The following is a 13,757-nucleotide window of genomic DNA, read 5'->3' as shown; positions in this document are numbered from 1 at the left end:
AGAAGGGCTATCCTAACGGATAGCCCTTTTTTTATGCCTGAAGAAAAGTGCTAGTCAGCACTATGCCCGTGAACTAGCACCTATCAATAAGTGTTAATCAATGAGCGTTTATCTAGAAGAGCTTCTCTGTAAGTCAGTTGCCAAAGTCTGCCATTAAGATCTTATTGAAAACTAGTGAAAAGCAACTGTGACTTTCCGGTATGAAGTAGGGGGATATGAAGGTCTAAATCAAGATGCTCTGCTGCTGATGACATCAGGGTAAAACAAACGCCCTCACATGCTTCATAGTAAATCACTTAGTATAAAATTACATATATCTAGTAGGCTAAGCTACAGATTTCACGCCATAGCTTATCTGACTGTTTTAGAAAATAAGTTTTCAATTTAGCAAATTTAGATATTCTCATAAGACTCACCAAGTAGAATAGACATAAAAGTAGTTATGGTCATGCAGCCCACTACACTAGAAGTAATGACTATTAGAAGCTGTATGCGTACGACAGGTTCATGAAATCCAACCCAGGGTTGTCACTATTAAATCCACCATTAGAGAAGTGCATGTAGCGCAAAGCGACGTGTTGGCTTTCATCAAGCTCAAGCACTAAGCCGAGCCTATCTTCAAATTGGTAATTAGATCCTATATCCTTACCTGCTACTTTCTCATCATTAATGAAACTTGCCCCTATACCTGCTTCAACATACAAAGGGTAGTCATACACAGTGCTAATTTGTTTCATAAAAATTGGCGTGATTGATAGCGCGTAGCTTGTGCTATGGTTATTTTCTTCACCGTATTCCCAATGGTATGCGCTAAGCTCCCAGTAAAGTTTGATATCACCAAACCATCCAGTGCTTAAGTTATGTTCTATGGGGCGATAGGCAAATCGAATACCTTCGATATCGTCAAAACCATTCATGTAATCAACGCTGACGGTTTGTTTGGCTTGCGCTAAGCTTGGTACTAAAAGCAAAGCTAGGACGGTAAGTTTGAATGTATGTTTGAACATGTTGTCTCCTTTATATACAAGGAGAGAAGCAAAATCATGACCAGAAATAAAAACCTATCATTTTCAGAGTATTAACGTTGTTTGGAATGCTTATGAATTTTTAGCGATTTAATAATTTCCTTGAAATAAGTAATTATTACAGGGGTTTCCACACATCGTCTTTCTCAACATTTTGCTCTGTTCGAAACCTTTCTATAAGGTCTGCAGGTAGACTTATACCGTATTTTTCGTAAATGGTAGATATCAACCTAGGGTTATTCGCTAAAAATAGGTTTAGCTCTTTTATTATTTCAGGGTGACGTAAAGTGGATAATAGAAAAGGGACATCAATAAAAGGAAGTGTAACATCAACGGAAAAAGGACCTAGTTGAGGGTAACTCTGCGTAAAATACTTTCCAACATGATATTCAACATCTACAGCATCCACTTCTTTATGTTGAAGTAGTGAAAGTGCATTATAAGTTTCTTCAATCGGAACTAAAGATAAAAGGTTATCATCAATTATCTTTTGCCATTTAACCGGCGTAAACCCCTGTGGAATCGCTAATTTCTTAATGAAGTTTAGCCCCTTTCCAATATCTTCCGATCTAATGAGTGTTCCAGATAAGGTATGAGCAACAGGTTTAGAATAAGTTTTTTCACCTAAGGCTGTATCTTCGCTATTCCAACGAGGGTTATCAGGATAGACAAAGTCTACATTCCCCTTATTTAATTCAATTTGTAACCTTCGAACGGGCATGTCTAGATATACAAACTCATGTCCAGACTCTTCAGAGAATGCTTCTAAAATTGCCCAGCCAACACCCTTATCAACATTTGAAGTAAAGTCATAGTGCGGAAAGTACTCAATATTTTGAGCACCAATAATATACTGTTCTGCTTGCGCTAAATTGCCGCCGAAAATAAAGAGAAGGCAGTAGAAAGTCCGTTTTATGTAGCCCACTGAGGTTACCTTATTAATGAATACTATTATTGAACACAGAGTTTAATAGTAGCGCATAAACGCTTATTGAGGCTGCCAAATGTCTTTATCTTCAATACTAAATTCAGTTTGTATTTGCTGTGTCAGTGCTTCTAACGAAGTAATGCCATAGCGCAATCTAATTGAATCAATAATTGTTGGGTTGTTATTTATAAAAGCATTTAGCTCCTCAACGACGTCTTGGTGTCTTAGAGAAGAAAGCATAAAAGGGATCTCATTGTGAGGGAGAGTAATATCTAATATGAAAGGACCAATTTGAGGGGACTGGTTGGAATAGTAATTACCCACATGGTATTCGAAATCTATGGCGTCTACACGCTCTAACTGGAGTAAAGATAAACCTGCAAAAGTATCCGAGATGGAAACTATTCTAATAAGGTTTTGATCTAATCGCGTTTGCCAATTTACCGGTGTAAAGCCAAGAGGCATAGCAATTCTCTTAATAGAGTTAATACCTTTATTAACATTCTTGGGTTTTACAAATGTACCTGTAACCGCTCGGGTGAGCGCAATTGAGAAATACTTTTCTTTGCTATTAGTGACATCGTTATACCAACCGGGATTATCGGGATAGACAAAATCCACATGCCCTTTAAGCATTTCCATTTGAAGACGTCGAACAGGCATCGATAGATAAGAAAATTCGTGGCCGGATGACTCTGAAAATGCTTCCAGTATTGCCCAGCCTACTCCCTTATCGATAGGAGAAGCAAAATTATAGTGAGGGTAATATTCTATGTTTTGTGAGCCCACAATAAATTTATCAGCGGTGGCCGTCGTACTAATCCATATCAGTAAAAGGCAAAACAACCCCTGTTTCATGCCATACTCCTACCTATTTTGATACTAAAATACCGAACACTGTTAAAGGTGTATATACGCAATTGGACTTAATGAAAGTCTCTGGATGGCATAGTGATATTTTCAAGCCATGGTGTTCGGTCAATTAACTTTCCCGCAATAATATGAATCACTCCTTCCTTAGAGCGTTCAATAATACCATTAACCTGCATAAGTTTAGCTTTTAAAAAGGTTTTATGTTGTGCACGTGCAGTCGACTGCCATATAACGACATTTATATTACCTGTATGGTCTTCCAATGTTAGAAAAGTGACCCCAGCAGCACTACCAGGCGCTTGTCGCCCAGTCACACACCCAAGTATTTTTACAACAGATTTGTGAGGTTTTAAAAGTAGTGCTTTCGCTGAAGTAATAAAACATAAATCTCGTTCTTCGTGTAAAAGTGCAACAGGGTGATCATTTACACAAAGTCCGATAGATGCATAATCTTCAATCAAGTTTTCAGCCACGCTGGGGGCAGTGCTAAAACTATCCGTATTAAGGGTATTTTCAAACAGCGGTAAATTGGTTTGTTTGTCCATTAGTCGCCAACGTGTTTGGTAGCGATTGCCCGCAATGCTCCTAAATACATCTGCGCTAGCAAGCGACTCCAGCTCATCAGAACGAATGTCGAGTTTACGTACTGCCTCTATATTATCAAACCCGGTAGGCGGCCTGAGGCTCACAACAAGCTGAGCACTTTTTTCACTTAGACCTTTAATAAGCCTTAGGCCAAGCTGAATTTGCTTCTCGCCTTTGCATTCAACAATCAAATGTTCGTAATTTGATGCATTCACACAAGGCGCATGTACGGTAATATGATGACGCTTAGCATCTAGTACCAATTGTGAAGGCGAATAAAAGCCCATTGGCCAGCTGTTTAACAAAGCAACATAAAACTCTACAGGGAAATAATACTTTAACCAGCAAGACACATAAGCTAATACGGCGAAGGATGCTGAGTGAGATTCTGGAAAACCATAGCCAGCAAAGCCTTTAATTTGTTCGAATAGATTATTTGAAAAAGAGGCATCGTAGCCTCGTGATACCATGCCTTTTATCAGCTTTTCTTTGAACTCAAAAATACGGCCGTCTCTTTTCCAGCTCGCCATTGCGCGTCGTAGTTGATCTGCTTCACCGCCACTAAAGCCAGCCGCTACCATGGCCAGTTTTATGACTTGTTCTTGAAAAATTGGAACGCCCATGGTGCGCGACAACACTTCTTTCACTTCTTCAGAAGGATAGGTTATCGCTTCCTTTCCGTGCCGTCGTAGTAGATAAGGGTGCACCATATCACCCTGAATAGGACCTGGTCTTACTATAGCTATTTGCACCACTAAGTCGTAATAACGACGAGGTTTTAAACGAGGCAGCATCGACATTTGTGCGCGAGATTCAATTTGAAATACGCCGACGGTGTCAGCCTGACAAATCATATCGTAAACCTGTTTGTCATCGCCTAACTTGGTAATGAAAGGAATATCTATATCGACAGGGAATTGCTTGTTAAGTAGGTCGAAAGTGCGTCGAATAGCACTTAGCATGCCCAGTGCTAATACATCAACTTTAAGTAGCCCTAACGTCTCAATATCATCTTTATCCCACTGAATAATTGTGCGCTCTTGCATAGCAGCGTTTTCAACAGGGACCAACTCATACAATGGCCCTGAACTAATAACAAAGCCACCAACGTGTTGAGAAAGGTGTCGAGGGGTACCAAGAAGTTGCTCTGTAATACTAATGAGAATTTTGACCCTTTCATTTTCTGGGTCGAGCCCTAAATTTGAAAGCTGAGACTGCCATGGAATGATACTGTCTCGGCGATTAATTTGCTTCATCACAAAGCTTAATTGCGACTCGCTGAAGCCCAAAGCTTTGCCCACATCTTTAAACGCCGATTTAAAGCGATAGCATATGACAGTAGAAGCAATAGCCGTTCTTTCTCTGCCATACTTTTCATAGATGTATTGAATAATTTCTTCTCGGCGTTGATGTTCAAAATCTACATCAATGTCAGGTGGTTCGTTTCGTTCTTTGGAAATAAAGCGTTCAAACAACACATTAATTTGCCGTGGATCAACGGCGGTAATTTCTAAGCAATAACACACAATAGAGTTGGCTGCTGACCCCCTGCCTTGATAGAGGATTTTGCGCGCCTTAGCGAATTGAACAATGTCATAAATGGTAAGAAAAAAGTACTCGTACTCTTGTTCACGAATGAGTGAGAGTTCTTTTTCAATAAGAGCTCTAAGGGCATCCGTCAGGCCATCTGGGAAACGCACTTTTATGCCTGCTTCTACACGCTCTCTTAAATAGCTAGTAGGCGATGTACCTTGGGGGATAATTTCAGAAGGGTATTGATAGCGTAATTCTGCTAACGAAAACAGGCAGCCTCTCGCCACATCAATGGCATTGGAAATCCACTTTTCAGGGAATAGCTTTTTTAATTTTGAAACCGTACGCAGGCTACGCTCAGCATTACTTAGTGCAGCTCGCCCCAATTTGTCTACTTGAGTATGTGCTTGGGTGGCATGAAGAACATGTTGTAGTGGTAGGCTATCTACATGGTGCATAAGCACGCCAGTACACGCAATAATAGGAAATTCAAATTTTTCCTGTAGTTGTGTGTAAGTCGCAAATCGATGATGATCATACCCATCAAGTAAACGTTGTGCGCCTATGTGCGTTTTTATATTGGGTTGGCTGATTAGCCAAGTCGCCCAGTAATTATCTTTTTCTTGCTCGGTAGTAGGAAGCCATATAAACGTGCAGTGACGTATCGTACGTAAGTCCCACTCTGCAAGTTGATACTCACCTTTTTGGCTACGTCTTCTTGCATTAGTTATTATTCGACATAGTTCGGTATATGCCGCTTTATTAGGGCACAGTAATATAAAAGACAAGGTATCATCGAAGCGAAAATAGCTGCCGATAATGAGCTTAATAGGGAGTTTTTGCTGTGTAATTTCGGCATAAGCTCGCACTACGCCCGCTACAGAACATTCATCGGTAATAGCTAACGCTTCGTATCCAAGAAAAGAGGCGGTAGTCACTAACTGTGCAGGCGAAGACGCCCCTGTTAAAAAGCTATAGTGGCTCTGACAGAAAAGTTCGCTATACATTAGCTGTATACACCTTGTGTCCACCAACAGGCATTTACGTCTTTAAAGACGAGCAAGCGTACACCATGATTGGTTTCAGCGATAAAATAATCTTTCTGGCTAGCCGCGCTACTCCACCACTGCGTTTGAAGTCGTATAGGTCCAAAGCAAATACGTGTCGCTTGGTTAAGGGGCATGGGACGCTTAAACAAAAACGCCGGAGTTATATCGGCTGCATAGGCGGGTGTAGTTTCCTCTACTTGATTGACTGTCATGCCTTCAAAGTTATGGCTGTTTCCAGCTTTAGGGTGAAGCGTGCTGTTATCGCCTAATTTGGCTTTTAATCGTCCAATAAGTTGCTTTTGTGCCACTGAAGTAAATCGATGGGAAAAAAAATCATTTCCATCGTTTTCAATGGGTTCGAATTGCTGGCAGGTTAGGGATATAGCGATAGCGGGCTCGGGCAGCAAGAGGGTTTCAACTTTAAGCTCAACCAGCGCTAACCAGTCTTTCTGCGTGGCAAAAGGCATAGCACCATTTACCGCTATAGATAAGGGCTCTGCTTCTCTGAAATGCACCTGAAAAAGAATAGATGGCGTGAGTAAATTGCGTGCGCGTAAGTAGTGTTCTAACGTAATGAGTAGCGCTTTAATGCTGGGCAATAAGTGTTGCGTATTTTCCACTTCATACGATAAATTTTTTAACTGCTTGAAGCTTATCGATGGCCTGAATAAAACGTATTTGGGAAAGGTTTCCCCCCGCAGTGCGGTTAAATAGCGAATAGTATCGTTTGAAAATCGTTGCCCAAGTTCATGGACGGGAAGTTTAAGTAGTTGGCCTACCTGTCTAACACCGACTTTAGCAAGTGTGGCAATGGTTTTCGAATCAAGGGCAGTTTGTTCTAGCTTACAGCGTGACAATAACAGAGTTATGTTTTCTTTATTATCGGTATAGCGATTGGTTTTATTTTTAGCGAGAAGGCGTGCTGCATCCACTCCCCATGCAGTGGCGAAATAAAAGTGAATACCAGCAGAATGTAGTTCGTTTGTAAGGACATGCCATAAAGCATCAATACCACCGTAATACTGCAGTAAATTGTCTAGTCGAATAGCAATGGCGTTGTGAGCATCAATCACAATATCTGATGCGAGTGGGTATAACCGATGTGCAAGAAATAGAAGGGTCTCTTTTTCGGTATCACGATTAAACGCTAAAATGTGCACGTGAGGACAGAGCGCTGCGGCCTGTGCAAGGCCTTGACCACATTCAACACCTTCGTTTATAGCCTGAGAATTAGCTTGCACTACTTGGTTGCCCTGCTCGTGATAAACCACAGTGGGTATTTCATCTTCTGTGAATCCGCCATCTTTTTTATGGGAGTCAAGAGTTAACTGATAGCAGTAAAAGTAAGCCCATAGCATCATTAAATCACCGAGTGTAATGCTGGCTCGGTGTTCTTATTATTTTGCATGGCCGATTGAATGGCGCGGTTGTTAGGGGTCCATGAATGGGGGATCACAATATCGGTTACGGGCCATCCATGACGCTGTTTAATAATATTAACAACCAATTGCGCATCGCGAATATGCAGACTTAAATCTAGGGTAATTGGAAAAGAAGCACTTTGTTGATTAGGGGAAGTAAACAGTAAGCATAGTGTATCGTTATGCGATGCCGCCACTTGCAAACGCCGCGCTGCTTTTGCATCCATGGTGTTATTCCAAAGCAATACACAATGACAAGCTGCACTTTTTAAGCATTGCTCTGCTGCCCACAAGGCTTCTTGATCTGTTTTTGGAAGCACAACGATGACTTGTTCTAAGTCTACGCCTAAGCTGCTTAGCCAGGGCGCTTGGAGCTGGGCAGGTGGCTTTATAAATACACGCAGTTTATGAGTGCGATGCGCAGTCAAAATATGTTTAAAAAGCGTGATTTCTCCAATACCCGTTAACGACGCAACTCTTACGACGCCTGATGTGGCGATACCACCGTGCAGGGCTTCATCCAATACATGATTACCCAGCAAAAACTTGTTTTCGCTTACAGGCTTCTCTCGAGCTCGCCATATATGAGGGTGCTTATCAAAAAGCGCTGCCTTTGAACGAGCTTCATTAATGGGTGAAATAGGAATATTCATAACACTATAATACTGTATGTATGTACAGTATTATAGTGTAGAGGTTTGTCTTTTCAAGATGGGTTAAATAGTTAAGGCTGTGAGGGCATCTAACTATTTGATAAAAATGCTTAAATAATTACTCAAATAATTACGCCGTACTGGCATCGCTGCTAGCAGGGCTTTTTTTAGTGTTACCGCCCACCGAGCTGGTAATTAACTGGCAGGCCGCAATAAAGCCATCAGCGCTGTTTTTAGACCAAGCCATACGAATGGGGCCGGGCATTTCTTTAATCACGTCTCGCACATCGCTTTGTGATACATCGGTGCTGCTTAATGCTGAATCCAACGCTTCTTCTAACGTAGCGCCTTTTTCACAACACGCCATTACGATACTAGAGAAATTAAGCATAAGCGGCATAAGAGCAGTATGTTGTTGCTGACTTATCAGGCGGCTTTTGTAGGCACTTTCGATGCGCGCTGCATATGTCTTTTCTAATGCATCAGTGACGAGCACTAAATTCTTATAAGCATGATTAACTTTATTACCATTTTGTTTTGCAGATGAGCGCGTAAGCGTAAGCTCTCGTTGTAGCGTTTGCACACGAAGCGCTAAATAAATCAAAAACAGGACAAGCAGCCCTATGATCCCAAATGCAAATATCATTATCTTGCCGCCTTTTGTTCTTCTATGAATTGGATGATTTTTTGCTCTAAAATGAATAATGGCACAGAGCCATTTTCTAATACTGCTCGGTGAAATTTACGTACGTCGAAATGCTGCCCTAGCGCAGTTTCAGCCTTCTCACGCAACGACTTTATTTTTATTTCACCAATCTTATAAGATAGGGCTTGAGCTGGCCATGATATATATCGGTCAATCTCGGTATTTACATTATGCTCTGACAAAGCCGTATTGGACATCATAAAATCAACCGCTTTATCTCGGCTCCATCCCATGGTGTGCATGCCGGTATCTACGACAAGACGACACGCACGCCACATTTCATAGCTTAAGCGGCCAAAATTATCATAAGGGTCTTCATACATTCCTGCTTCAATTCCTAAAAATTCAGAATACAAACCCCAACCTTCACCAAAAGCTGAAATATAAGTGTTACGTCGAACCATGGGTAAATTTTCTAATTCCGCAGCTAAAGATATTTGCAAATGATGCCCAGGAACCGCCTCGTGCAAGGTAAGAGCTGGAAGGGCATAAAGCGGACGCTTGTCCAACGCATAAGTATTTACCCAGTAGTAACCAGGTTGATCGTCTCGACTAGGGTGAATATAACGACCCGTGGTGTACTTTGGGGCGATACTATCGGGTACAGGGGCAACGCCATAGGGCGTACGAGGTAAATATTCAAAGAGCGATGGTAATTTAGCGTCCATCTTTTTCGCAATAAATGAGGCCTCTTTAAGCAGATCTTCTGCGCTGGTGGCATAAAATTGCGGATCTTCACGTAAAAAGGTAATGAATTCATTAATACTACCATCGAATTCAAGGCTATCTACCACGCTTTGCATTTCAGTTCGAATTCGCTTCACTTCATTTAAGCCAAGAGTATGAATGTCTTCGGGGCTCATATCCGTGGTGGTGTAGTGCTTGGCGCGGTTAGCGTAATAAGCTTTGCCATCAGGCCACTCGTTAGCAGCAATGGCGGCTCGGGCGCCGGGAATATATTCATCAACCATGAAGTCATAAAATGCTTGGTAAGCAGGAAAAACGCTGGTGGTAATGGCTTGTTGGCCTAGTTGGGCTAACGCAGCTTGTTGTGAAGCATCAATATGTTTTGGAAATCGAGTAAATGGACTGTAGAACCCACTTTTCTTTGGGTCGTCCATAATATAAGCGGCTACCGCATCTTCGAAGCCTTCAAGAACCACTTTAGGTTGGGTGTAACCCTCTTTTAGTCCTTGGCGCATATAGGTGATTTGTTGTTCAAAGTAGGGTTTAAGTGCATCCAAACGAGACAGGTAGGCATGATAATCCTCCACCGTTTTAAATACAGATAAATTTGGCAAGGATGCCATGGCACCATGAAAACCGTATTCGGAGTTAATGGGGACAAGATAAGCGCGAAAGTGATATTGGCTAATATAATTCTCTAGCCGATACTGCTGCATAAGCAACGAGATAAAAGCGTCGTCAGATAGGTTTTCCTTAGAATACGCTTTCAATGCATTACGGTACGCTCGCCATTGTTGATCTTGAGTGGCTAAGCCTTGTGGTGAAATATCTGGTAACTTGTTATTTTGCGAACTGTCACCTTGTCTCGAGGCTAGAAGCGGGGAAACACTTAGTTCGTATTTCCAAATTTCATCTAACAACGCATAAAACGACTTATCCTCATTGGTGCTGGCCAACGACGTAAAGCTAGTAAATGCGAGTATAAAAATTAACAAATAACGGTACATGGAAGCCTCCGGTAACCTTAGACCGGATTATCCACGGTGGGTTACTCTTTGTTAGGTGTATAAATTGGGCTAGGGAAAGGCATCACTTTATCAGACTTATTATCTAATTTAGTAATTTTGGCTGTGCCTTTTTTACTGACCGCATCAATTCGAAGGATGTTATGCATAGGAATATAAGTGCTGGTGACGTCTACGAACTCTGATTTGAGTTTTTCATGGCTGGGATCTACTACTATGCCAGTATGGGTATCCCACACAAATTCTCCAATTTCCACGAATCCAAATAAGCCACTTTGAGAAAGTGATTTGACGTACACATCGTAGCGCTCGCCATTACTGACGAACTGCACGCGATACAAAGGGTCGGTTTTTGTCATAAAGGTGTCGTTAGTTCAATGATGGTTGAAAGAGCGTGAATATTACAATGGACTATGAATACGGGCAATGATCGAAAATCGTTGGGCTTAAACGTTACGGAATCGCTTGGGTAAGGTAATATGTAAAGACCTCAAAAATAGTGGAAATACAATGATAAAAAAACTATTACTTGGAAGTGCGATGACGGCGATGGCGTTTGCTGCCACTGCGCATAACCATGAAACGACAGAAAATAGCTTTAACCCTGATACTCAGCGTATAAAGTCACACTTATTTTTCCTAGCCGATGACTTACTTGAAGGCCGTGATACGGGGTCTCGAGGGCATGAAATTGCCGCGCTGTATATTGCGACAGAATTTGCAAAATATGGTTTAAAGCCAGCGGGTACAGAAGGCTACATGCAACAGGTGAGCTTCCGTAAAGCAAACCTATTGCAAGAGTCGCCAGAATTTACGCTTACTCGTAATGGCGAAAAAATTGCTTTTGCTTACCCAAAAGAATATTTAGCAGGTCCTAGTTTACTTAGCGTTGATGCTAATGTTTCAGGTGAACTTGTGTTTGTTGGTTATGGCATAGTGGCTGACGAGTTGTCTCACAACGATTATGAAAATATCGATGTGGAGGGCAAAATTGTGGTTTCGCTAGCCGGTAAACCCAGTGATTTTCCTTCGGAAGAAGGTGCTCATTTTGCCTCAGGGTATCAGAAGCAAAAATACGCCGCTGAGCATGGTGCAATTGGCATGATCACCATCACCACGCCTAAAAACGAAAAAGTACGGCCTTATCAAAGTCGCTTAAGCTATATTCATACACCGCGTATGGCTTGGTTAAACGACGAAGGCAAACCTGCTAATACCTTCCCACAAATTAAAGGTGGTGCTTATTTAAGTGAAGCTGCAGCAAAAACCTTATTTGAAGGGGCTGAGCGAGAACTTGACGATATTTATGCCGACCTTGAAGCAGATAAAGTACCAACAGGCTTTGCGTTACCTGGCACAGTAAGCTTAAGTAAAAAAAGCACTCACGAAGTAGTGACTAGCCCGAATGTTGTTGGCGTGCTTGAAGGTTCAGATCCCGCGCTTAAAGATGAATATGTTGTTTTTTCTGCGCACTCTGATCACATTGGTTTCGCGAAAACAGTTAAGAAAGACAATATCAACAACGGTGCTATGGATAATGCTTCTGGCACGTCGGTAATGCTAGAAACTGCACGCTTATTCAGCGAAATGGACGTAAAACCTAAGCGTTCGATATTGTTTGTATCGGTAACAGGTGAGGAAAAAGGATTATTAGGGGCAGATTACTTTGCTCGCAATCCTACCGTGCCGGTGACGTCAATGGTGGCAAACGTTAACCTTGATATGCCCATTTTAACTTATGAGTTTGCCGACGTCATTGCGTTTGGTGCAAACCACAGTGACTTAAAAGCGTCGGTTGAAACCGCTGCAAGTAATGCTGATATTTCATTAAGCCCAGATCCTTGGCCAGACCAAGCGCTATTTACTCGCTCAGATCACTACGCATTTGTTAAACAAGGCGTACCAGCAGTATTTTTAGTGCCTGGTTTAACATCAAAAGATCCAGAGGTAGATGGTAGTAAAGTGTTTGGCCACTTCCTATCAACGAATTACCACAAACCTAGCGATGATATTAACCAGCCGTTTAATTGGAATGCTGCTGAAGCCTTTACCAAAGTAAATGCACAAATTGGTTGGACCCTAGCTAATCAAGAAGACAAGCCGAAATGGAATGAAGGTGACTTCTTCGGTAATACGTTTAGTAAGTAACGTATCTTTATTCTAAATAGAAAAGCAGCATATATATGCTGCTTTTTTTGTAGGTGAATTTTGATCACGTTACGCGATTTGAAAGCCGTTTGAGGTTAAGCATAGCCCGTATCGATATTGCACTTGGAAATTGATGCTAGAGGATTTTTAAACCTACTTTTTGTCACTAAAACAGAACTAGTGAGCTTTTTGTTACTCTAAGTTGGGTATTAAATGGAATTTTTACGTTTGAGTTATCAATTAGTAAAAAAGTATCTTCTAAATTTTTACTGGCAGCATTATGTTTCAGCACTTTATATTAACTCGCTTCAATCTTAGGAAAAAAGGTTGGGATGAGACAAAATCTCAATCTAAAGTTTTAACCCACAGCTGGATGGAAAATAGATTAAAACTGTTTGAACAGTATTGTTATTCTTCGATAAAAGGCCAAACTAAAAAGGATTTTGAATGGTTAGTGTTTTTCGATAAAACTACACCACAAATTTTTCGTGAAAAAATTAGCGAGCTCTCTTTACTCTTTCCCCAATTTATACCTATTTATGCAGATGGAATGGATGATTTTTTACCGTCTATTACCAGAGAAATAAAAAGTCGCCTTACAGAGCCTTATTTAATTACAACTAGATTAGATAACGACGATAGCCTTCATCAAGATTTTGTAAAAGAAGTACACAGTCAATTCGCTGAGCAAGAATTTAGGGTTATAGATTTTGTTGACGGTTATACACTGCAAGTTGCACCGCGGGTAAGGTTTGGTCAACACTCACATGTTCACAACCCATTTATGAGTTTGATTGAAAAAAGTGAAAACTTTAAAACAATATGGACTCAAGAACGACACGGTTATTGGAGTAGCGTAAAAGCAGTGAGTCCTATTCGTGGTAAAAGGTTGTGGATGTCAGTTATACACATTGAAAACAAAGCAAATGAATATAAAGGCTATGGTAACGTAGCAAAGAGCGCTATTGATTTATTTAATCTGCACCCACAAGCATTAGAAAATTTTAAATCTAATGCAGAAGATCTTCAGTTAAACAGAGCGGGCGATTTTAAGCATAAGCTAAAAACAAATTGGAAAGTTAACTTCAAGCTATTAGAGAGAAGGTTATTTTCTTAGTTAATTA

At 41.1% G+C, this 13,757-nt stretch carries 11 protein-coding genes; 2 read left to right on the top strand and 9 right to left on the bottom strand.

Annotated features, from left to right (window positions below; genetic code table 11):
• Positions 1 to 479 precede the first annotated feature (479 nt).
• From J8L84_RS02460 to J8L84_RS02420, 9 genes are all read right to left on the bottom strand, one after another.
• Positions 480 to 1,007, bottom strand: coding sequence for an acyloxyacyl hydrolase (locus J8L84_RS02460; RefSeq protein WP_211069287.1), 528 nt, complete (start codon positions 1,005 to 1,007; stop codon positions 480 to 482).
• Between the two features lie 136 nt (positions 1,008 to 1,143).
• Positions 1,144 to 1,950 (bottom strand): hypothetical protein, encoded by an 807-nt coding sequence (locus J8L84_RS02455; RefSeq protein ID WP_211069286.1) that lies wholly within the window; start codon positions 1,948 to 1,950, stop codon positions 1,144 to 1,146.
• A gap of 63 nt (positions 1,951 to 2,013) precedes the next feature.
• Positions 2,014 to 2,811, bottom strand: a complete 798-nt coding sequence (locus tag J8L84_RS02450; protein ID WP_211069285.1) for a hypothetical protein — start codon at positions 2,809 to 2,811, stop codon at positions 2,014 to 2,016.
• Between the two features lie 68 nt (positions 2,812 to 2,879).
• On the bottom strand, positions 2,880 to 5,951 hold the full coding sequence (locus tag J8L84_RS02445) for an error-prone DNA polymerase (protein ID WP_211069284.1): 3,072 nt from the start codon (positions 5,949 to 5,951) through the stop codon (positions 2,880 to 2,882).
• Positions 5,951 to 7,354: a DNA polymerase Y family protein gene (locus J8L84_RS02440; RefSeq protein WP_247670498.1), complete on the bottom strand. Its 1,404-nt coding sequence runs from the start codon at positions 7,352 to 7,354 to the stop codon at positions 5,951 to 5,953. The genes J8L84_RS02445 and J8L84_RS02440 overlap by 1 nt, the downstream gene beginning before the upstream one ends.
• Positions 7,354 to 8,067: a translesion DNA synthesis-associated protein ImuA gene (gene imuA / locus J8L84_RS02435; RefSeq protein ID WP_211069283.1), complete on the bottom strand. Its 714-nt coding sequence runs from the start codon at positions 8,065 to 8,067 to the stop codon at positions 7,354 to 7,356. Before imuA ends, J8L84_RS02440 begins: the two co-directional genes overlap by 1 nt.
• Positions 8,068 to 8,197: 130 nt before the next feature.
• Positions 8,198 to 8,713 carry a hypothetical protein gene (locus J8L84_RS02430; RefSeq protein WP_211069282.1) on the bottom strand — a complete coding sequence of 172 codons (516 nt, stop codon included), beginning with the start codon at positions 8,711 to 8,713 and terminating at the stop codon, positions 8,198 to 8,200.
• The gene (locus J8L84_RS02425) at positions 8,713 to 10,467 is read right to left on the bottom strand and encodes a DUF885 domain-containing protein (RefSeq protein ID WP_211069281.1); all 1,755 of its coding nucleotides are present in this window, start codon (positions 10,465 to 10,467) and stop codon (positions 8,713 to 8,715) included. The genes J8L84_RS02430 and J8L84_RS02425 overlap by 1 nt, the downstream gene beginning before the upstream one ends.
• Before the next feature lie 41 nt (positions 10,468 to 10,508).
• Positions 10,509 to 10,844: a DUF1820 family protein gene (locus J8L84_RS02420; protein ID WP_211069280.1), complete on the bottom strand. Its 336-nt coding sequence runs from the start codon at positions 10,842 to 10,844 to the stop codon at positions 10,509 to 10,511.
• A 151-nt stretch (positions 10,845 to 10,995) separates the two neighbouring features.
• Here J8L84_RS02420 and J8L84_RS02415 point away from each other — a divergent pair, with 151 nt between their 5' ends.
• Both J8L84_RS02415 and J8L84_RS02410 read left to right on the top strand, forming a co-directional pair.
• The gene (locus J8L84_RS02415; protein ID WP_211069279.1) at positions 10,996 to 12,633 is read left to right on the top strand and encodes a M28 family metallopeptidase; all 1,638 of its coding nucleotides are present in this window, start codon (positions 10,996 to 10,998) and stop codon (positions 12,631 to 12,633) included.
• A 280-nt stretch (positions 12,634 to 12,913) separates the two neighbouring features.
• Complete coding sequence (locus J8L84_RS02410) at positions 12,914 to 13,750, top strand: glycosyltransferase (RefSeq protein WP_211069278.1); 837 nt, start codon at positions 12,914 to 12,916, stop codon at positions 13,748 to 13,750.
• Positions 13,751 to 13,757 lie beyond the last annotated feature (7 nt).

Source organism: Alteromonas sp. MMG017, from assembly GCF_018100795.1.
Taxonomy (GTDB): domain Bacteria; phylum Pseudomonadota; class Gammaproteobacteria; order Enterobacterales; family Alteromonadaceae; genus Alteromonas.
The sequence above is the reverse complement of the archived record's forward strand: the minus strand, read 5'-3'. Positions and strand labels throughout refer to the sequence as shown.

What these genes read in the sequence shown, in the direction of transcription:
- J8L84_RS02410 (WP_211069278.1), top strand. Translation starts at nt 12,914, where the DNA reads ATGTTTCAGCACTTTATATTAACTCGCTTCAATCTTAGGAAAAAAGGT.
- J8L84_RS02445 (WP_211069284.1), bottom strand. Translation starts at nt 5,951, where the DNA reads ATGTATAGCGAACTTTTCTGTCAGAGCCACTATAGCTTTTTAACAGGG.
- J8L84_RS02425 (WP_211069281.1), bottom strand. Translation starts at nt 10,467, where the DNA reads ATGTACCGTTATTTGTTAATTTTTATACTCGCATTTACTAGCTTTACG.
- J8L84_RS02440 (WP_247670498.1), bottom strand. Translation starts at nt 7,354, where the DNA reads ATGATGCTATGGGCTTACTTTTACTGCTATCAGTTAACTCTTGACTCC.
- J8L84_RS02420 (WP_211069280.1), bottom strand. Translation starts at nt 10,844, where the DNA reads ATGACAAAAACCGACCCTTTGTATCGCGTGCAGTTCGTCAGTAATGGC.
- J8L84_RS02430 (WP_211069282.1), bottom strand. Translation starts at nt 8,713, where the DNA reads ATGATATTTGCATTTGGGATCATAGGGCTGCTTGTCCTGTTTTTGATT.
- J8L84_RS02415 (WP_211069279.1), top strand. Translation starts at nt 10,996, where the DNA reads ATGATAAAAAAACTATTACTTGGAAGTGCGATGACGGCGATGGCGTTT.
- J8L84_RS02460 (WP_211069287.1), bottom strand. Translation starts at nt 1,007, where the DNA reads ATGTTCAAACATACATTCAAACTTACCGTCCTAGCTTTGCTTTTAGTA.
- J8L84_RS02450 (WP_211069285.1), bottom strand. Translation starts at nt 2,811, where the DNA reads ATGAAACAGGGGTTGTTTTGCCTTTTACTGATATGGATTAGTACGACG.
- imuA (WP_211069283.1), bottom strand. Translation starts at nt 8,067, where the DNA reads ATGAATATTCCTATTTCACCCATTAATGAAGCTCGTTCAAAGGCAGCG.